The organism is Micromonospora sp. NPDC047670 (genome assembly GCF_043204915.1).
Taxonomy (GTDB): Bacteria; Actinomycetota; Actinomycetes; order Mycobacteriales; family Micromonosporaceae; genus Micromonospora.
The window spans coordinates 40002-57695 of record NZ_JBIDDA010000001.1; the positions used below are offsets into that span (position 1 = coordinate 40002).

At 74.7% G+C, this 17694-nt stretch carries 16 protein-coding genes; 7 read left to right on the forward strand and 9 right to left on the reverse strand.

All coding sequences use genetic code 11. The features are described from left to right. Positions 1 to 42: 42 nt before the first annotated feature. On the forward strand, positions 43 to 1356 hold the full coding sequence (locus ACGF7U_RS00165; protein ID WP_393101884.1) for a sensor histidine kinase: 1314 nt from the start codon (positions 43 to 45) through the stop codon (positions 1354 to 1356). Then, entirely contained in the window at positions 1353 to 1994 is a 642-nt protein-coding gene (locus tag ACGF7U_RS00170; protein ID WP_393101885.1) for a response regulator, read from the forward strand. Before ACGF7U_RS00165 ends, ACGF7U_RS00170 begins: the two co-directional genes overlap by 4 nt. 39 nt (positions 1995 to 2033) lie before the next feature. Here ACGF7U_RS00170 and ACGF7U_RS00175 read toward each other — a convergent pair whose 3' ends face one another. From ACGF7U_RS00175 to ACGF7U_RS00210, 8 genes are all read right to left on the reverse strand, one after another. Then, positions 2034 to 2633: a DedA family protein gene (locus ACGF7U_RS00175; protein WP_393101886.1), complete on the reverse strand. Its 600-nt coding sequence runs from the start codon at positions 2631 to 2633 to the stop codon at positions 2034 to 2036. Between the two features lie 57 nt (positions 2634 to 2690). Further along, a complete protein-coding gene (locus ACGF7U_RS00180) occupies positions 2691 to 3968 on the reverse strand; it encodes an adenylosuccinate synthetase (RefSeq protein WP_393101887.1) in 1278 nt (425 codons plus the stop codon). Then, a complete protein-coding gene (locus ACGF7U_RS00185; RefSeq protein ID WP_393101888.1) occupies positions 3965 to 4924 on the reverse strand; it encodes a hypothetical protein in 960 nt (319 codons plus the stop codon). Before ACGF7U_RS00185 ends, ACGF7U_RS00180 begins: the two co-directional genes overlap by 4 nt. A 9-nt stretch (positions 4925 to 4933) precedes the next feature. Continuing rightward, positions 4934 to 5908, reverse strand: coding sequence for a serine/threonine protein kinase (locus ACGF7U_RS00190; RefSeq protein WP_393101889.1), 975 nt, complete (start codon positions 5906 to 5908; stop codon positions 4934 to 4936). Then, complete coding sequence (locus tag ACGF7U_RS00195) at positions 5905 to 6657, reverse strand: NUDIX domain-containing protein (RefSeq protein WP_393101890.1); 753 nt, start codon at positions 6655 to 6657, stop codon at positions 5905 to 5907. The genes ACGF7U_RS00190 and ACGF7U_RS00195 overlap by 4 nt, the downstream gene beginning before the upstream one ends. Positions 6658 to 6753: 96 nt before the next feature. Continuing rightward, positions 6754 to 7821, reverse strand: a complete 1068-nt coding sequence (locus ACGF7U_RS00200; RefSeq protein WP_393101891.1) for a MaoC/PaaZ C-terminal domain-containing protein — start codon at positions 7819 to 7821, stop codon at positions 6754 to 6756. Beyond that, positions 7821 to 9176 (reverse strand): 3-oxoacyl-ACP reductase, encoded by a 1356-nt coding sequence (locus ACGF7U_RS00205; RefSeq protein ID WP_393101892.1) that lies wholly within the window; start codon positions 9174 to 9176, stop codon positions 7821 to 7823. The genes ACGF7U_RS00200 and ACGF7U_RS00205 overlap by 1 nt, the downstream gene beginning before the upstream one ends. Positions 9177 to 9258: 82 nt before the next feature. Next, positions 9259 to 9741, reverse strand: coding sequence for a GbsR/MarR family transcriptional regulator (locus ACGF7U_RS00210; protein ID WP_393101893.1), 483 nt, complete (start codon positions 9739 to 9741; stop codon positions 9259 to 9261). A gap of 85 nt (positions 9742 to 9826) precedes the next feature. On the opposite strand from ACGF7U_RS00210, the gene ACGF7U_RS00215 reads away from it, so the two are divergent. The 4 genes from ACGF7U_RS00215 to ACGF7U_RS00230 all read left to right on the forward strand — a co-directional run bounded on the left by ACGF7U_RS00215 (position 9827) and on the right by ACGF7U_RS00230 (position 15094). After that, positions 9827 to 10735 carry an ABC transporter ATP-binding protein gene (locus tag ACGF7U_RS00215; protein WP_393101894.1) on the forward strand — a complete coding sequence of 303 codons (909 nt, stop codon included), beginning with the start codon at positions 9827 to 9829 and terminating at the stop codon, positions 10733 to 10735. A 76-nt stretch (positions 10736 to 10811) separates the two neighbouring features. Next, entirely contained in the window at positions 10812 to 11666 is an 855-nt protein-coding gene (locus ACGF7U_RS00220) for an ABC transporter permease subunit (RefSeq protein ID WP_393101895.1), read from the forward strand. A gap of 165 nt (positions 11667 to 11831) precedes the next feature. After that, positions 11832 to 13124 (forward strand): acetyl-CoA C-acetyltransferase, encoded by a 1293-nt coding sequence (locus ACGF7U_RS00225; protein WP_393101896.1) that lies wholly within the window; start codon positions 11832 to 11834, stop codon positions 13122 to 13124. 155 nt (positions 13125 to 13279) lie between these two features. Next, positions 13280 to 15094 carry a sugar ABC transporter permease gene (locus ACGF7U_RS00230; RefSeq protein WP_393101897.1) on the forward strand — a complete coding sequence of 605 codons (1815 nt, stop codon included), beginning with the start codon at positions 13280 to 13282 and terminating at the stop codon, positions 15092 to 15094. A 304-nt stretch (positions 15095 to 15398) separates the two neighbouring features. On the opposite strand, the gene ACGF7U_RS00235 is transcribed toward ACGF7U_RS00230, so the two are convergent. Continuing rightward, positions 15399 to 15875: a hypothetical protein gene (locus ACGF7U_RS00235; RefSeq protein ID WP_393101898.1), complete on the reverse strand. Its 477-nt coding sequence runs from the start codon at positions 15873 to 15875 to the stop codon at positions 15399 to 15401. A gap of 309 nt (positions 15876 to 16184) precedes the next feature. On the opposite strand from ACGF7U_RS00235, the gene purB reads away from it, so the two are divergent. After that, positions 16185 to 17609 (forward strand): adenylosuccinate lyase, encoded by a 1425-nt coding sequence (gene purB / locus ACGF7U_RS00240; RefSeq protein WP_393101899.1) that lies wholly within the window; start codon positions 16185 to 16187, stop codon positions 17607 to 17609. Positions 17610 to 17694: the final 85 nt, after the last annotated feature.

The following is a 17694-nucleotide window of genomic DNA, read 5'->3' on the forward strand; positions in this document are numbered from 1 at the left end:
AGGCGGGGCGGCACCGGCCGCCGCCCCGCCTAGGCTCGGGACGTGACCTCCCGCGCCGTCGCGCTCCGCCGCACCGTCGACCGGTACGCGCCCGTGCTGCTCGCCGTCGTCGTGGCGGCGGGGGTGTGGGGGTCGGCGACCGGCTCGCTCGGGGTGCGCTCGCCGCTGCCCCGGGCGCTGGTCCTCGCCGTCGCCGTCCTCGCCGGCTGGGCCGCCGCGACGGTACGCGTACGGTGCTGGCCGCTCTTCGCGACGGCCGCCGTCGCGTGGCTGCTCCTGGCGGCCTGGCCGGCGGCGGTGGTGGCCTCCGGGCAGGCCGGTCTGCGGCTGCGGGGCCGACGGCGGCTCGTCGCCTTCCTCGCCGGCGCCGCCCTGGTCGCGGTCGTGGGTGCGCTGATCGGTGTCGCGGTGGGCGGCGAGCGGCGGTTGACCACGGCCACACCGGCCAACGCGGCGGCGATGTTCGCGCTGGCGGTGTTGTTCCCGCTGGTCGTCGGGCTCTGGATACGCGCCCGCCGGGAGACCCTGGCCGCCCTGCGGGACCGGGCCGAGCGGTTGGAACGCGAGCAGGAGGCGCGGACGGAGCGGGTCCGGGCCGAGGAGCGGGCCCGGATCGCGCGGGAGATGCACGACGTGGTGGCGCACCGGGTGTCGCTGATGGTGGTGCACGCCGGCGCGCTGGAGGTCACCGCCGCCGACCCGGCGACCGTCGACGCCGCGGCCCTGATCCGGTCCACCGGGCGACAGGCCCTCACCGACCTGCGGGAGGTGCTCGGCGTCCTGCGCCAGCCCGCTCCCGCCGACGGCCCGGCCACCGCCGCCGACGGCCTGGCCGGCGTCGACGACCTGCTCCGGGAGTCGCGCGCCGCCGGCCTCCGGGTGGACCGGCGGGACGAGGGGACGCCCCGGCCGGTTCCCGCCACCGTCGACCGGACGGTGTACCGGGTGGTCCAGGAGGCGCTGACGAACGTCCGCAAGCACGCGCCGGACGCGGACACCACCGTCCGGCTGCGGTACCTGTCCGGCGGGGTGGAGGTCAGCGTCCGCAACGGTCCGCCCGGCGCGGTGCGCGGGCCGGACGTGGATGCTCCGCCGGCGGGTGCCGTGCCCGGCTCGGACGCGGACGGCCCGTCGGCGGGCCGCGCGGCCGCGCAGCGGGTGGGCCGGCCGGCGGGCGGTGCGCCCCCGCCGGGTACGGGCGGCCGGTCGGCGGACGGCGCGGCCCTGCCGGGGGCGGGGCTCGGGCTGATCGGCCTGCGGGAGCGGGTTGAGCTGCTGGGCGGGCGGCTGGAGGCCGGCCCGCGCGACGGCGGCTTCCTGGTCCGGGCGCTGATTCCGGTTCAGGAGGCGACGTGATCCGGGTCCTGGTCGTCGACGACGAGCACCTGGTCCGCTCCGGGCTGCGGCTGATCCTGGAGGCGGCGTCCGACCTCACCGTGGTCGGCGAGGCGGCCGACGGGTCCGCGGCGTTGGCCGAGACCCGGCGACTCCGCCCCGACGTGGTGCTGCTGGACGTCCGGATGCCGGGGACCGACGGGCTGACCGCCGCGCCGGAGCTGGTCGCCCTCGGCGTGAAGGTGATCATGCTGACCACCTTCGACCGGGACGAGTACGTGCACCGGGCGCTGCGGGCGGGGGCCGTCGGCTTCCTGCTGAAGGACACGCCGCCCCGGGAACTCGCCGCCGCCGTGCGTACCGTGGCCGCCGGGAACGCCATGCTGGCCCCGACCGTGACCCGGCGGCTGATCGACTCCTTCGCCGAACGGGGCCCGGCCCGGCGGGACGCCGCGCGGCAGCGGCTCGGCCAGCTCACGGACCGGGAGCGGGAGATCGTCCGGGAGGTCGGACGGGGGCTCGGCAACGCCGAGATCGCCCGCCGGCTGACGATGAGCGAGGCGACCGTCAAGGCGCACGTCAGCCGGGCGCTCGCCAAGCTCCAGGTCGCCAACCGGGTGCAGCTGGCGATCCTGGTCCACGACGCCGACCTGCTCTGACTCGCCGGGGGGAGGGCGGCAGGTGGGTGGGTGTCGGGGTCAGCGGTGGCTGCGGTGGCGCAACCAGCGGACGGTCTCCAGCAGCAGCGTGACCGCCACCGACACGCCCACCCCGGCGAGGATGCCCTTGACGGGGTCGCGCTCGAACGCCAGCCCGCCGAAGTAGCCGAGCAGGGCGCAGTAGAGCGCCCAGCTCGCCGCCGCAATCGAGTCGAACAGCAGGAACGAGCGGAGCGGGTAGCGGACCGCGCCCATGGTGAGGGTGACCGCCGTCCGTCCGCCGGGGACGTACCGGGCGGTGGTCAGGATCAGTCCGCCGCGCCGGTGCACCGCCCGGCGGGCCCAGTCGGAACCGGCCCGCCGCCGGCTGCCGGCGGGGAACCGGGCGAGCCGGTTCGCCCCGCCGCCGCGCCCGATGGCGTACGAGACGTGGTCGCCGACGCAGGCGCCCAGCGCGGCGGCGACGATCACCGCCACCAGCTCGGGGCTCCCGCCGGTGGCGAGCACGGCGGCGGTGATCACGGCCGCCTCGCCGGGCACCGCCGGGAAGAACGCGTCGACCGCGGTGAGCCCGAACAGCAGCAGGTACACCCACGGCGAGGCGACCAGCTGCCGGAGCAGGTCGAGCGCGGACTCCATGCCCCCATGCTCGCCGGGCGCGACCCGCCCGGTGGCCGAGTCGCGAGACTCGCGGGATCAGCCCGACCCGCCGGGACCCGGACCGACCAGGGCCGGCGGGGCGAGCAGCGGACCGTGCGGGACCTTGTCCCCGGCGGTGGGGCCGTGCGAGGTGAGCACCACCGGCGCGCCCAGTTCCGCGTGCACCGCCTCCGCCCAGTCGGGCGGCGGGGCGTCGTACACCGGGCGGGAGCGCAGCAGGCGCTCGGTGAGCGCGGCCTGCCGGTCCAGGTCGCCGGGCGGGCCCGGCGTGAGTCGGTCGGTCCAGTCGTAGCGGCGGCAGATCCGCAGCCCGGGACCGGCGAGATCGAGGTGGGTCAGCGCCAGGCCGTCGACCCCGCCGGCGGCATCGAGGGCGTACCGGTGGGCGACCGCGTCGAAGTGGCCGAACCGGAAGCGGCCCTGCCACGGGTTGGTCGGGTTGTGCGGGTCGGCCAGCGGCAGGGCCCCGTCCTCGGTCACCAGCGGCCCCGGCCCGTGCCGGGTGGTGACCACGCGCAGCACCCCGATCCGGGTCGCCGCGCCCGCCTGGCCCGCCTCGGCGAGCAGGCTGTCGGCGTTGGCGAACGTGGTGGTGCTCCACGTCGTGTACGGATGGAAGCCGTGCCACTCGTCGAGCAGCACCCCCTGCGCGCCCTCGAAGACGCACGTCCCGGCGCGCAGCGTCCCGGCCAGCCAGCCCCGGTCGACGATCGCCACCCGCCCGGCGAACCCGGTGAACGCGGGCAGGCAGTCGTCGACGGGCGGCGCGTCCAGCGGGCCGAGTTCGGCGGTCAGCCGGTCCCGCAGGGCGGTCAGCCGGCGGCGCAGCAGCGCCGGGTCGAGGCAGTCGGCCACCCGGGGCGCCTCGTCGGGGTGGGCGAGCCCGTACGCCGTGGTCTCGCCCACCCCCAGCCCGCAGGAGCCGTGCCGGTCGGCTCCCCGGGCGATCTCGCGGGCCCGGTTGGCGGCCCGGTGGTACGGGGTGGCGAGCAGCGCCTCCCCGTCCACCGTCAGCCGGTCGAGCGCGTCGGGCACCCCCACCGAGGCCAGGTGGTCGGCCTCGGCGGCCAGCGCCAGCGGGTCCACCACCACGTGCCGCGACAGGTGCGTACGGACGCCGGGGTGGAACGTGCCGGCGCCGAACTGCGCGAACGTGTGGTGCCGCCCGTCGCGCAGCACGACGTTGTGCGCCGCCTGCGCGCCCCCGTTGAAGCGGACCACCGTGTGCACGGGCCGGGTGGCGCAGAGCCAGTCCACCACCGTGCCCTTGCCGGCGTCGCCGAAGCCGAGGTCGACCACCGCCACGTGGTTCACAGCCGGGTCACCTCGCCGCCGGTGTCGCGGAAGGCGGGCAGCGTCGACACCTCGGCGCGCCGTTCCCCGCGGAGGCGGGCCAGCGCCTTGGACACGGTGCCGGTGGCGGCCGAGCCGACCCGGTCGAGGTCACGCAGGCCCTCGTCCAGGTCGATGGCCTGTTCGCCGAGCCCGACGGTGAGCGCGATCGTCTCGCAGACCGCGTCGAGGTCGTCCAGCACCACGGCGTTCTGCCCGAGCAGGTCCCGCCAGGAGTCGAGCACCTTGGCGTTGCCGGAGTAGTGGCTGCCGGCGGGGAGCAGGTAGTAGGTGTCCCAGCGGCGGGTCAGCTCGTCGACGATCCGCCGCAGCGGCACGTCCTCGCGCAGGTCGTCGCCGATGACGCGGGCCACCTCCCGGGACTTCACCTGCGGGTACGCCAGCTCGTCGCCGATGATGAACAGGTAGCCGCGCCGGCCGCGCTTCTCCCAGGAGTCGGTCACGGTGTGCCGGGCCATGAAGTACATGGCCAGCTCGTACGACTCGGTCATCTGCCCGCCGCCGCCGCCCTCCAGCACGATCCGGCCGAGGTCGTCGTCCATCCGGTTGTCCGACTCGAACTGCCCGACCTGCAACGGCACCCGGTCGCAGGTGGCGTCGCCGATCGCGCCGAACATGATCTGCGGGTCGCTGGCGTAGCCCTGCCGCTGCAGCAGCCCGAGCAGCTGCGGCAGCTTGGTCTGCAGGACGCGCGGCACGTTGCGCATCGAGCCGGTGACGTCGAAGAGCACCGCGATGGGCGTCGACCGGGGGTGCTCGTCGGAGTCGCGGCTCTCGCGCGTCGCGTCGCGGGGGTCGAGGGCGGGGTGCACGGTGCGCGCCCCGCTGTCGCTGTAGGAGAACGCGCTCTTGCCGGTGGTCCGGCGGTAGCGGTCGGCGGCGTCGTACACGTCGGTGGACCACATTCCACTGCCCATGACAGCTCCTTAGGGGGTGAGGGTGAAGGGTCGGAAGGTGCGCGGCCCGTAGAGCCGCTCCAGCACCTCGTCCAGCTCGCGCAGCAGGCGCCAGGCGTCGTCGGGCCGGGCGTCCAGGGACCGCTGGCGGCAGCCCCGCGCGAAGTCGTGCAGCTCGCGGGGCGCGCGCGGTCCCATCAGCCAGCTCATGCACGCGCTGGCCATCGCGATGTCGGTGCCCGGCCCGCAGGGCCGCCGACGGGGGATCTCGTCCGGATACCACCGCGCCTCGTAGCCCGGCACCAGCGCGGGGATCGTGTTGCCGACGGGGGCGGAGAAGCACCAGTCGACGAGCACCACGCCGTGCCCGTCCGGCTCGATCAGCACGTGCGGCGGCAGGACAGCGCCGTGCACGACGCCCGCCCGGTGGGCCAGGCCGAGCGCCACCAGCAGCCGGCGCCACATCCAGGCCACGTCGCGGGCGTCCAGCCCGTCCGGGTACGCGCGCCGCACCTCGTCGAGGTCGTGCAGGCCGGGCGCGGTGGCGAGCACGTTGATCCGCCGCTCGGCGCCGGTCGCGGCGTCCCGGTGCCGGAAGTCCTCGACCAGCCGGGGCACGTACGGCAGGTAGCGCGGGTCGCCGCGTTCGGCGATGGTGCGCAGGGCGTGCGTCTCGCGCGCCATCAGGTCGTTGTCGGTGGGCCGCCGGGGCAGCTTGAGCAGCCGGTCCGCCCCGACGTCGTAGAGGTCGGCCAGATCGCCCGAGTGCGCCGGCGTGCCGAGGCGGTAGTCGCCGAGGACGGTGACCTGCCGGGCCCGCCAGCGGGTGGTGACCTGGACGAACGCGTCGGTGGCCGCGGCGCGTACCGTCGGGTCGGCCGGCAGGCGGTCGGGGTGCAGGGCCGCGACCAGCTCGCGGTAGCGCCGGGCCGGCTGGTCCGTGCCGAACAGGTCGGCGTCGGTGCGGGCCGCCGTGACCAGGCGGATGGCTTCCGCGGTCCTCACCGGACCGATTCCTCCCGGGCGGGGCGCAGCAGCGCCGGGTGCAGCAGCCGGGCGTCGCCGGCCCGGTAGAGCTTGGCGCGGGGGCCGCCACGGGCGCCGCCGCGCTCGGTGCTGGCCCCGGTGCTCTCCAAGAAGCCGGGCACGGAGAGCACCTTGCGGTGGAAGTTGCCGGCGTGCAGCGGGTGCCCCCAGACCGTCTCGTAGACGGCGCGCAGCTCGCTGACGGTGAACTCGGGGGCGAGGAAGCGGGTGGCGAGCGGGGTGTACTCCAGCTTGGCGCGGGCCCGCTCCAGCGCGTCGTCGATGATCCGCCCGTGGTCGAAGGCGAGCTGCCGGCTGGTCAGCGCGGTCACCGGCAGCCAGGCCGCCGCGTCGGCGTCGCTGCCGGCGGCCGGGTCCGGCAGGTCGGGCGCGAACGCGAGGTGGGCGACCGAGACGACGCGCATCCGCGGGTCGCGGTCGGGCGTGCCGTAGCTGGCCAACTGCTCCAGGTGTACGCGGCGCAGCCCCTCGCCGCCGAGCCCGGTCTCTTCGGCCAGCTCCCGCCGGGCGCCGGCCGCCAGGTCCTCGGCGGGGCGGACGAAGCCGCCGGGCAGCGCCCAGTGCCCCGCGAACGGCGGCTCAGCGCGCCGGATCAGCAGCAGGTGCAGCGCGCCGTCCCGGATGGTCAGCGCCACCACGTCGACGGTGACCGCGACCGCCGGATAGGCCCGGGGGTCGTACGCGGCCAGGAACTCCCGCTCGTCCACGTCGTCCCTCTCATGTTGAGAACATCTCTGTCAGAGAAGAACTTAGCGCACGAAGTCGCCCCTGCCAAGCCCGGTGTCCGGATCGGCAGGGGCGGCTCAGCGCACGAGACCCACCAGGTGCGGGCGACCGCGCAGGTCGTGCAGGGCGAATCCGCCCTCCGGCAGCCGCGTGAAGCTCACCGTGCCCGGCAGCGGCACCGGCAGCTTGAAGGCCACCTCGACGGTGTAGGCGTCGGGCAGGCGGTTCTCCAGCGCGGCCAGGCAGCGGGCCTTGCTCCACATCCCGTGCGCGATCGGCCGGGGAAACCCGAACAGCCGGGCGCCGAGGCGGGAGGTGTGGATCGGGTTGTGGTCCCCGGAGACCCGCGCGTAGTCCGTACCGACGCGGGGCTCGACCCGCCAGCGGGCGGAGCCGGCCGGCGCCGGGGACCACTCGCCCCGGTCGCGTCGCCGCCGCCCGCCGGGCGTGCGCTCCCGGCCGAGGTACGTCGAGACGCCGCGCCAGACCTCCTCCCCGCCGACCGAGCCGACGAGCACCACGTCGATCTGCCGCCCCCGGTCGTGCGGGCGCAGGTGCTCCGCGTACGTGGAGAAGTCGAGGGTCTCGTCGGCGGTGACCGGGCGGTGCACGGTGATCCGGTTGCCGACGTGCACCACGCCGGTCAGCGGGATCGGGAACCCGGGCGCGGTCATCAGCCGCAGGGCCAGCGGGAAGCCCATGACGTGCGGGTACGTGGCGGGCAGCCGGTCGGTGAGCCGGAACCCGCAGACCCGGTCGTAGTCGGCCAGGTGCGCCCGGTCGACGGCGACCCCGCCGACGGCCAGCTCCACCGCCGGCACGCCGGCCGACCGCCGACCGTCGCCGAGGCCGGGCAGCGCGCCGAGCAGCGCCCGCCGGTAGAGCGCCCCGGCCGCCGGCATCCGGGGCAGCTCCACGCGCTCCCGGGCATCCGTCGCGGCGTGCCCGGCCAGGTCCCGCGTCACCTCGTCGGCCGGCCCGGAGAGGTCGTGCGTCTCCTCGACGCTCAGATCGTGGCCGGTCGGCCCCGGCCGGCGGATCGCCGCCAGCGTCTCCTCCGCCAGCACCTCCGTGGGGCCGTCGATCAGCTCGTGCAGGGACAGGTCGTCCGCCGGGCCCTCCGCCGGGCCCCTCCGCCCGGCCATCACGCCCCCAGCAGGCTCTGGCCGCAGACCCGCACGACGTTGCCGCTGACCGCGCCGGAGGCCGGCCACGCCAGCCAGCCGATGGTCTCGGCGACGTCCACCGGCAGCCCGCCCTGGGACATGCTGTTCATCCGCCGGCCCGCCTCGCGCAGCACCAGCGGGATGCGCGCGGTCAGCCGGGTCTCGATGAACCCGGGGGCGACCGCGTTCACGCTGATCTGCCGTTCGCGCAGGACGGGCGCGAGCGAGTCGACCAGCCCGATCACGCCCGCCTTGCTGGTGGCGTAGTTGGTCTGGCCCCGGTTGCCGGCGATGCCGGCGATCGAGGAGACCGAGACGATCCGCCCGCCGGCCGGGATCAGCTCCCGCTCCAGCAGCACGTCGTTGATCCGCTCCTGGCTGGAGAGGTTGACGTCGAGCACGGAGTCCCAGCGGTCGGCGTCCATCCGGCCGAGGGTCTTGTCGCGGGTGATGCCGGCGTTGTGCACGACCACGTCGACCCGCCCGTGCCGGCCGGCGAGGTGCTCGGCGAGCCGGGTCGGCGCGTCGGGGGCGGTGAGGTCGAGCTGGACGGCCGTCCCGCTGATCTCGTTGGCGACCGCCGCCAGCTCGTCGCCGGCCGCCGGGACGTCCAGCGCGACGACGCGTGCGCCGTCGCGGGCCAGCACCCGGGCCAGCGCCGCACCGATGCCCCGGGCCGCCCCGGTAACCAGGACGACCTGCCCGTCCAGCGGGCGGTCCCAGTCGGCCGGCGGCCCGGCCGTGCCGGCGCCGACCCGGACGACCTGCCCCGAGACGTACGCGGACCGGCCGGAGAGCAGGAACCGGAGGGTGGCCTCCAGGCTGGTCGACGTGCCGGCGTCGGCGTCCTTCGTGACGTACACGAGCTGGGCGGTGACGCCCCGGCCGAACTCCTTGCCGATGCTGCGGGTCAGCCCCTCCAGGGCCCGCTGGGCGGTGGCCTCCCGGGGCGAGCCGCCCTCGGCGGGCGGGGTGCCGAGCACGACCACCCGGCCGCTGGGCAGCACCGACCGGGCGTGCGGGTGGAAGAAGTCGTAGAGCTGGCGCAGGCCGGTGGAGTCGGTGACGCCGGTGGCGTCGTACACGACGGCGGCGAAGCGCTCGGTGGCTTGCACGGTGCCGGGATCGCGCAGCTCGACCCCGGCGGCGGCGAGGATCCTGCCGACCGGCTCGGCGAGCCGACCCCCGGTCGCGGCGCCGAGCAGGACGGGCCCGGGGACGAGGGGGTCGCCGGGGGTGTGCCGGCGCAGTCGCGGCGGGTCGGGCAGCCCGAGGCGCTTGACCAGCGCGCGACCGGCCCCCGATCGGACGAAGCTCGCGTACCTGTCGGTCATAGGCGTAGCCTACTGGCGAGTAGGTTGAGGGCAACCCCCGAACGGCCGCGGCTGCCCATCGCCGGGCGTTTCCGATCCTGGATCAGCGACTGGCCGGTCCGTCCGGCGTGGTCGGACGGCCACGTGCGGCCCACCAACGGTCCACCAGCGCCGGGAGTTCCCGGAACATGAAGCCGTAGAAGTCGCGCATCTCCGCCAGGCGGCGCGCCGCTGGCGTGTCCGTATCCGCGGCGGCTATGCCATGGTCGGCGGCCTCGAACATGGCCTGCACCATGCCGTTCTGGGTGGACATCAGCGTCGCCCACGCGCCTTCGCGCAACCGGTAGTGCTCTCGCCGACTGCCCGGCGCCGGGACCCGTTCGATCAGGCCGACGGTCGACAGCATCTTGATCGCGCCGGAGACCGACCCGGAGCTGACGCCGAGCTGTTCGGTGAGCTCGGTAGCGGTCACGCTGTCCGCGTCGGCGAACAGGAACGCCGCCAGCACGCGCGCGGTCGCCTTCTGGAGCCCGCCCTGGGCCAGGGTCAGCGCCATCCGCTCCGCTGCCTCGGTGGTGTCCGCCACGTCGTCACCTTCCTTCCGTCCGTTTCCAAAACTTTATCATCTCTCAGTCTTCAGAAATCTCTGAACTCTCTGATACTGTCCAGGCATGCGACCCGCGATCGAACTCAGCGAACTGACCAAGACGTACGGCTCCCGGCGTGGCCTGGCCGGCCTCACCCTCGACGTGCGGGAGGGCGAGGTGTTCGGCTACCTCGGACCGAACGGCGCCGGGAAGTCCACCACCATCCGGCTACTGCTGAACCTGATCAGCCCCACCTCCGGCTCCGCCCGCGTCCTCGGGATGGATCCGCGCACCGACGCCGTCGATCTGCACCGCCGGATCGGCTACCTCGCCGGTGACTTCGTGGTCGACGGCCGCCAGCGAGCCGGGGAGTGCCTGACCTTCCTGGGCAACCTCCGCGGCGGCGTGCCCACCGCCCGGATCATCGAGCTGGCCGACCGCCTGGAGCTGGACCTGAACGCTCGGATCAAGAGCCTGTCCAAGGGCAACCGGCAGAAGGTCGGTCTGGTCCAGGCGTTCATGCACCGCCCCGAGCTGCTGATCCTGGACGAGCCGACCTCCGGGCTGGACCCCCTGGTGCAGCAGACCTTCCTGGACCTGGTCGCGGAGGCCCGCCAGGGCGGGCAGACGGTCTTCATGTCCAGCCACATCATGAGCGAGGTGGAGGCGGTCGCCGACCGGGTGGCGATCATCCGGGAAGGTCGGTTGGTCGCGCTCGACACGGTCGCCGACCTGCGCGACCGCTCCTTCCTGCAGGTCCGGATCACCTTCGGTGACACCGTCGCCGCCGGGGAGTTCGCCACCCTGCCCGGCGTCACCGACCTGGTCGTCGAGGACGCCACCCTGACCTGCCGGGTCGACGGCAGCCCCGACGCGCTGATCAAGGCCGCCGCCCGGCACACCGTCACCGGGCTGCGCGCCGAGAGCCAGGACCTGGAGGAACTCTTCCACAGCTACTACACCGGCGAGCGGGAGCGGGCCGATGTCGCCTGACGCCCGTACCCCCGCTGCACCCAACCACTCCGACGCCCCCCGGGGCACGATGACGAACGGCGGCAAGATGAACGCAGTGACGACCACCCAGGCCCACCCCGCGACGACCGCGACCGGGGCGATCCCCGGCACGTCGCGCATCGGCCGGGCCTTCAGCCGGTCGATGTGGACGAAGACCCTCTACGACAACCGTCGCATCTTCACGGTCTGGTCGCTGACCACCGGCCTGCTGGCCATGGCGTACGCCAGCTTCTACCCGCAGATCACCGCGGAGTCGGCGGCCAACGTGCCGGAGGCGATGCGCGGTTTCGGCTTCGCGGACACCGTCACCGCCGCCGGCTACCTGCAGGGCGCGGTGTTCGGGCTCCTCGTGCCTCTGCTGATCACCTTCTACGGGTCGGCGACCGGCGCGCGGATGACCTCCGCCGACGAGGAGTCGGGCTACCTCGACCTGCTGCTGGCCCACCCCCTCGGGCGGTGGCGGTTGCTGCTGCAGCGGTTCGCGGCCCTCACCGTCGGTGCGGTGGGTATCGCCGTCGTCGTCCTGCTGGCCGTGCTCGCCGTCCGGAGCAGCGCCCGACTCGACTCCGTCAGCGTCGCCGGCTTCACCGCCCAGGCGGTCAACCTGGCGCTGCTCGGCCTGTTCTTCGGTGCCCTCGCGACGGCGATCGGCGCTGCCACCGGCAAGAGCCGGGCCACAGTGTTCGGCATCACCGGGGGAGTGGGCGTGCTCAGCTACGCGCTGAACGGCTTCGCTCCGCAGATCGGCGTTGAGTGGCTGCGGTACCTCACCCCGTTCCACTACTACATCGGCGGCGAACCGCTGCGGAACGGCTTCCAGGGAGTCGACGTGACCGTCCTGATCGCAGCCACTGCGGTGCTGCTCGTCGCCGGGGCCTGGCGGTTCGAACGGCGTGACCTCGGCCGCTGAGCCGCGCGACCAGCGGTCCACGCGCCTCGGCCCGGCCGGCAGCAGCCGGTCGGGCCTGCGTGTGTTCGCTGGAGGTGCGAGGTGGCCAGGACTCGCGCCGCTGCCGCTGACCGGCGTAGCCTACTGGCGAGTAGGTTCACGGCAACCTTTCGAGGAGGCGGGATCGTGCAGAGCATCCGGCGGGTCGCGGTCATCGGCGGCAACCGCATCCCCTTCGCCCGGTCCAACTCGCGGTACGCGAGCGCGTCCAACGCGGACATGCTGGGCGCGGCGCTGGACGGGCTCGTCGCCCGGTTCGGCCTGGTCGGCGAGCGGATCGGCGAGGTGGTGGCCGGCGCGGTGCTCAAGCACGCGAAGGACTTCAACCTGACCCGCGAGGTGGTGCTCGGCTCGAAGCTCGACCCGCACACCCCCGCCTACGACATCCAGCAGGCCTGCGGCACCGGCCTGGAGGCGGCCATCCTGGTCGCCAACAAGATCGCTCTCGGGCAGATCGAGGTGGGCATCGCCGGGGGCGTGGACACCACCTCCGACGCGCCGCTGGCGGTCAACGAGGACATGCGCCGCACGCTGCTCAGGCTGAACAGCGCCCGCACCCTCGGCGAGCGGCTGAAGATCGCCGCGAAGCTCCGGCCGCACCAGCCGTTCCGGCCCGAGATCCCGCGCAACGCCGAGCCGCGCACCGGGCTGTCGATGGGGGAGCACGCCGCCCGCACCGCGTTGCGCTGGCAGATCGACCGGCAGTCCCAGGACGAGCTGGCGCTGCGCTCGCACCAGCGGCTCGCCGCCGCGTACGACCGGGGGTTCTTCGACGATCTCCTGACGCCCTACCTCGGGCTCACCCGCGATGCGAACCTGCGCCCGGACACCAGCCTGGAGCGGCTCGGCGCGCTCAAGCCGGTCTTCGGCGCGAAGGGCCCGGACGCCGACGCGGCGACCATGACCGCCGGCAACTCCTCGCCGCTGACCGACGGCGCCTCCACCGTGCTGCTGGCCAGCGAGGAGTGGGCCCGCGAGCGGAACCTGCCCGTGCTGGCCTGGTTCTCCTGGTCGGAGACCGCCGCCGTCGACTTCGTGCACGGCGACGAAGGGCTGCTGATGGCCCCCGCGTACGCGGTGCCCCGGATGCTGGCGCGGGCCGGGCTGACGCTCCAGGACTTCGACTACTACGAGATCCACGAGGCGTTCGCCTCCCAGGTGCTGGCCACGCTGGCCGCCTGGGAGTCCCCAGAGTTCTGCAAGGACCGGCTCGGGCTGGACGCTCCGCTCGGTGCGATCGACCGGGACAGGCTCAACGTCAACGGCTCCTCGCTCGCCGCCGGGCACCCGTTCGCGGCGACGGGCGGCCGGATCGTGGCGACCCTGGCGAAACTGCTCGCCGAGAAGGGCAGCGGGCGGGGGCTGATCTCGATCTGCGCCGCCGGGGGCCAGGGCGTGACGGCCATCCTGGAGCGCTGAGGCCCGCCGGGACTGTGCGGCGCGGGTCGCCGGCCGGGACTGTGCGGCGCGGGTCGCCGGCCGGGCGACTGTGCGGATTCGCACCTGGACGCGGTGCCGGTCCGGTGGCCTAGCCTGGGGCAGCCCGTCCACTCCCCGACCGGAGGACCGTCCCGGTGTCTGCCGCCCCGATGTCCGTGCCCGATCCCCAGGCCCATCCCGCGCCGCCGTTCCCCGCCCCACCCGGGGGCGTCCGGATCGGCCGGAGCGCCCAGGTCGTCATCGCCCTGGTGCTGCTCGCGCCGGCGGCCGTCGCCCTGCTCTGGTCCTACGTGCTCCCGTCGGTCAGCACGCTCGTGAAGAGCTTCCAGCGGAGCCGAGGGCTGAGCGGGCCGACCGAGTCGGCCGGCGGCGACAACTACGCGCAGGTGATCGAGCGGGGGTTCCTGGGTGACCTGGGCTACGCGCTGCTTCTCGCGCTCGTGCCGCTGCTCCTCGCGCTGCTCGTCGCCCCGCTGCTCGCGCTCGCCGCGGAGCGGGCCGGGCGGGTGCCCCGCCTGGTGACCCGGGCACTGCTCGCCCTGCCGCTGGCCGCCTACGCCCCGGTCGCCGTGGGGGTGGCGTGGACCGTGGACCGGTTCGAGGCCGACCGGGACGCCTGGACGCAGTCGCCCACGCTGACCGCCGTACGCACCGTGGCGCTGTTGACGGCCGGGCTGGTGGTCGCGGTCGGCGCCACCGTCTTCCTCGCCGCGTTGCGCCGCGGCCGCGGCGGCGGCCGTCCGGGCCTGGCGGCCCTGGCGGTCGGCGGCGTGCTCGGGCTGACCGTCGTCGCGGTGACCGTGCAGTCCTGGTCCCTCCAGTGGCCTTTCCTCGCCGCCCGGGGCGACCGGACCGGCCCGCTGGTGCGGACCGTCCGGGAGAGCCTGGTCCGGTTCGACATCGGGGTCGGCGCCGCGGGCAGCGTGCTGCTGCTGGCGCTGCTGGCCGTGCTCGGCGTCCTGGCCGTCCTCCTGCTCCTGGGCACCCGGACGAGGATCGCCTTCACCGGGTGGCGCGACCGCCCGGCGGGCGCCCCGACGGTCACCCCGGCCGGTGCCGCCGCGGGCGCTCCGGCGGGCGGGCGCAACCCGGTCGCGCTCGGTCTGCTGGTCGTGGGGCTGGCGGTGTTCCTCGGCGTGCTCGCCTACGTGCTGACGCCGTGGCTGCGCGCGCTCACCGCCGACGCGCCACCGCTGCCCTCCGGCGTCTCCACCGGCGCGGTCCAGGTCAACACCTGGCTCCCGCCGCTGGTCTCGACGGTGGTCGGGGTGGGCCTCGCCGCCCTGGCCGGCTTCGCCATCGGCGGCCTGCGCCCGCTGGGCCGGGCCAGCGAGCTGCTCCTGCTGCCGTTCGCGCCCTGGCTCTTCGTCGGCGACGGCCCGCTGGCCATCGCCCACTTCATCCGGGCCCAGGAGAATGACCAGCTCAACACCTTCGTCGGGCTGATCCCGCCGGGCTGGCTCTCCGTCCCCGCGCTCGTGGTGTTCGCCCTCTTCTTCCGGGGCCAGCGGGAGCGCTGGGAGGCCGGCGGGCGGTTCGGGCCGACCATGCTGCTGCCCGCCCTGCCGATGCTGGCCGGCGCCGGGCTGCTGAGCTGGCTGGTCGGCGCGCAGAGCTGGTTGTGGCCGCAGCTGGTCGTCCGGGACGCCGAGCACGCGCCGGCGACGAACCTGGTCCTCCTGCGGCTCGCGGAGACGCTCGGCGACCCGGCGGCCATGCGGGGGTTCGTCGCCCAGGTGCTGCCGCTGCCGATGCTGCTGCTGTTCCTGGTCGCGTTCCTGGCGTTGCAGCTGCTCTACCTCGACCGGCTCGTCATCGCGGCCGGCCGGGGGGAGGCCGGGCCGGCCGACGGGGCAGCGTCCGGCAGCGTCCTCCAAGCCGTCCAGGGCGTTCCGGGCGCTGACGGCGTTCCGGGCGCTCAGGGCGTTCCGGGCGTACGGAAGGACTGAGGTCGCGAGAACCGGGGGACGTGCTCGCGAGCCGGCGTGCCCCGCCCGAGTTCTCGCCCGGGGGTTCAGCGCACACGCCCGGTGCGAGCACCTGCGGGCTCCATCCCGACCCCTGCTTCCCGCGTTGCCCTCCGCCGCGTGCTCCCGGCCGGGGCGTGTCGTCCGCACGGGCGGGCACGACCGGCCGGAGTGTGCTCCCGGCCCGGGTCGTGCCGTCCTCACCGGCGGGCACGACCGACCGGACGCGGGGGGCTCCGGCCGGGCCCCGCCGGTGCGGACGGCCACCGGCGGGCCCCGGTGCGGCTCAGCTGATCGACGGCGAGCCCGTGAGCTCCCAGACCATGTCGCCCTTGCCGTCGTTGTTGATGTTGTAGGTGACCTTGCCGTCGGCGGTCCAGCCGCCGCTGCCGCTCACGAAGCTGCCCCGGCCGCAGAAGTCGTCGCCCTGGTAGAGGGAGTTGATCGACGATGTCATCGAGCAGGAGGTGACGGCGATGTCGGCGTCGTTGCGCTCCAGGCGGACCTGGACCACGAACTTGTCGAACTTGTTGCTGCCCGCCTCGTTCCAGGAGACGTAGCCGTCGGCGAAGTGGCCGCCGTTGCGCGACACGACGCAGAGCTTCACCGTCACGTCGGCGTTGTAGAAGTCGGTCGGGAACTCCTTGGTGTTGGTCTTGCACGCGGTGGCCGCGCTCGCCGGCGCCGCACCCAGCACCAGCGCGCCGCCGACGGCCAGCGCCGACGCCGTCGCCGCCGCGCCGAACTTGATCTTTCGGTTCATCCTCGGGCCTCCTGTCGTGCCGATCGGACGGGTGGGGGCGCCCCGCCCGTCGACATCACTCGATGCAGAGACGTCCTGTGTAGACAGATGAGACACGGATGGCAAGAGCTTTCGGCGAAACTGCCGTGATCGGTAATTTCCTACGGCGAGGGCTCGCGCCGAGAGCCCCGCTCTAGATCGCGGTGCGATGGTGTACGCGATCACCCACCGCTCCGGCGGCGGTGCCGGCACCCGGCCCGTGCGGCAGATCGGGGTGGCCGCGACCCGCCCGGCGAAGCCCTCGCCTGCGGATACGAGAGAATGAGCTACGTGACGACGATCCCGAACGTGCTCGCCAACCGGTACGCCTCGCCCGAACTGGTCGCCCTCTGGTCCCCCGAGGAGAAGATCCGGATGGAACGGCGGCTCTGGCTCGCCGTGCTCCGGGCGCAGCGCGACCTCGGCGTGCCGGTGCCGGACGGCGTGGTCGAGGCGTACGAGCGGGTGCTCGACCAGGTCGACCTCGCCTCGATCGCCGAGCGGGAGCGGGTCACCCGGCACGACGTGAAGGCCCGGATCGAGGAGTTCAGCGCGCTCGCCGGGCACGAGCACGTGCACAAGGGCATGACCTCCCGGGACCTCACCGAGAACGTCGAGCAGCTCCAGGTACGTGCCTCGCTGGAGCTGGTCCGGGACCGGGTGGTGGCCACCCTGGCCCGGCTGTCCCGGCTCGCCGTCGAGCACTCGGGCCTGGTCATGACCGGCCGCTCGCACAACGTCGCCGCGCAGGCCACCACGCTCGGCAAGCGCTTCGCGTCGGCCGCGGAGGAGCTGCTGATCGCGTACGAGCGGCTGGACGACCTGATCAACTGGTACCCGCTGCGCGGCGTGAAGGGGCCCGTGGGCACCGCCGCCGACCAGCTCGACCTCTTCGACGGCGATGCCGACAAGGTGGCCGAGCTGGAGCGCCGGGTGGCCGAGCACCTCGGCTTCTCCCGGGTGCTCGACAGCGTCGGCCAGGTCTACCCGCGCTCGATCGACCTGGCGGTGCTCTCCGCGCTGGCGCAGATCGCCGCCGCGCCCTCCTCGCTGGCCACGACGATCCGGCTGATGGTCGGCCAGGAGCTGGCCACCGAGGGCTTCAAGCCGGGCCAGGTCGGCTCCAGCGCGATGCCGCACAAGATGAACACCCGCTCCAGCGAGCGGGTCAACGGCTTCGCCGTGATCATCCGGGGCTACCTGTCGATGGTCGGCGAGCTGGCCGGCGACCAGTGGAACGAGGGGGACGTCTCCTGCTCGGTGGTGCGCCGGGTCGCCCTGCCGGACGCGTTCTTCGCCGCCGACGGGCTCTTCCAGACGTTCCTCACCGTGCTGGACGAGTTCGGCGCGTACCCGGCGGTGATCAACCGCGAGCTGGAGCGCTTCCTGCCGTTCCTGGCCACCACCAAGATCCTGGTGGCGGCGGTCCGGCGCGGCGTCGGCCGCGAGGTCGCCCACGAGGTGATCAAGGAGCACGCGGTCGCCGTCGCGCTCGCCATGCGCGAGAAGGGCGCCGCCGAGAACGACCTCTTCGACCGCCTCGCGGCGGACGGCCGCCTGGGCCTGTCCCGGGGCGAGATCGACGCCCTCGTCGCCGACCGCACCGCGTTCGTCGGCGCCGCCCCCGCCCAGGTCGAGGCCGTCGCCCGGCGCGTCGCCGCCGTGGTCGACGCCCACCCCGAGGCCGCCGCCTACACCCCGCCCCCCATCCTCTGACCTTCCCCCGGCACCGCTCGCCCGGCCCGGGGCCGGCACCGCTCGCCGCCGCCCGGCGGGCCGCACCGGCGCCGACCGGGCCGGC

What these genes read in the sequence shown, in the direction of transcription:
- ACGF7U_RS00185 (WP_393101888.1), bottom strand. Translation starts at nt 4,924, where the DNA reads ATGGGCAGTGGAATGTGGTCCACCGACGTGTACGACGCCGCCGACCGC.
- ACGF7U_RS00175 (WP_393101886.1), bottom strand. Translation starts at nt 2,633, where the DNA reads ATGGAGTCCGCGCTCGACCTGCTCCGGCAGCTGGTCGCCTCGCCGTGG.
- ACGF7U_RS00235 (WP_393101898.1), bottom strand. Translation starts at nt 15,875, where the DNA reads ATGAACCGAAAGATCAAGTTCGGCGCGGCGGCGACGGCGTCGGCGCTG.
- ACGF7U_RS00215 (WP_393101894.1), top strand. Translation starts at nt 9,827, where the DNA reads ATGCGACCCGCGATCGAACTCAGCGAACTGACCAAGACGTACGGCTCC.
- ACGF7U_RS00200 (WP_393101891.1), bottom strand. Translation starts at nt 7,821, where the DNA reads ATGGCCGGGCGGAGGGGCCCGGCGGAGGGCCCGGCGGACGACCTGTCC.
- ACGF7U_RS00205 (WP_393101892.1), bottom strand. Translation starts at nt 9,176, where the DNA reads ATGACCGACAGGTACGCGAGCTTCGTCCGATCGGGGGCCGGTCGCGCG.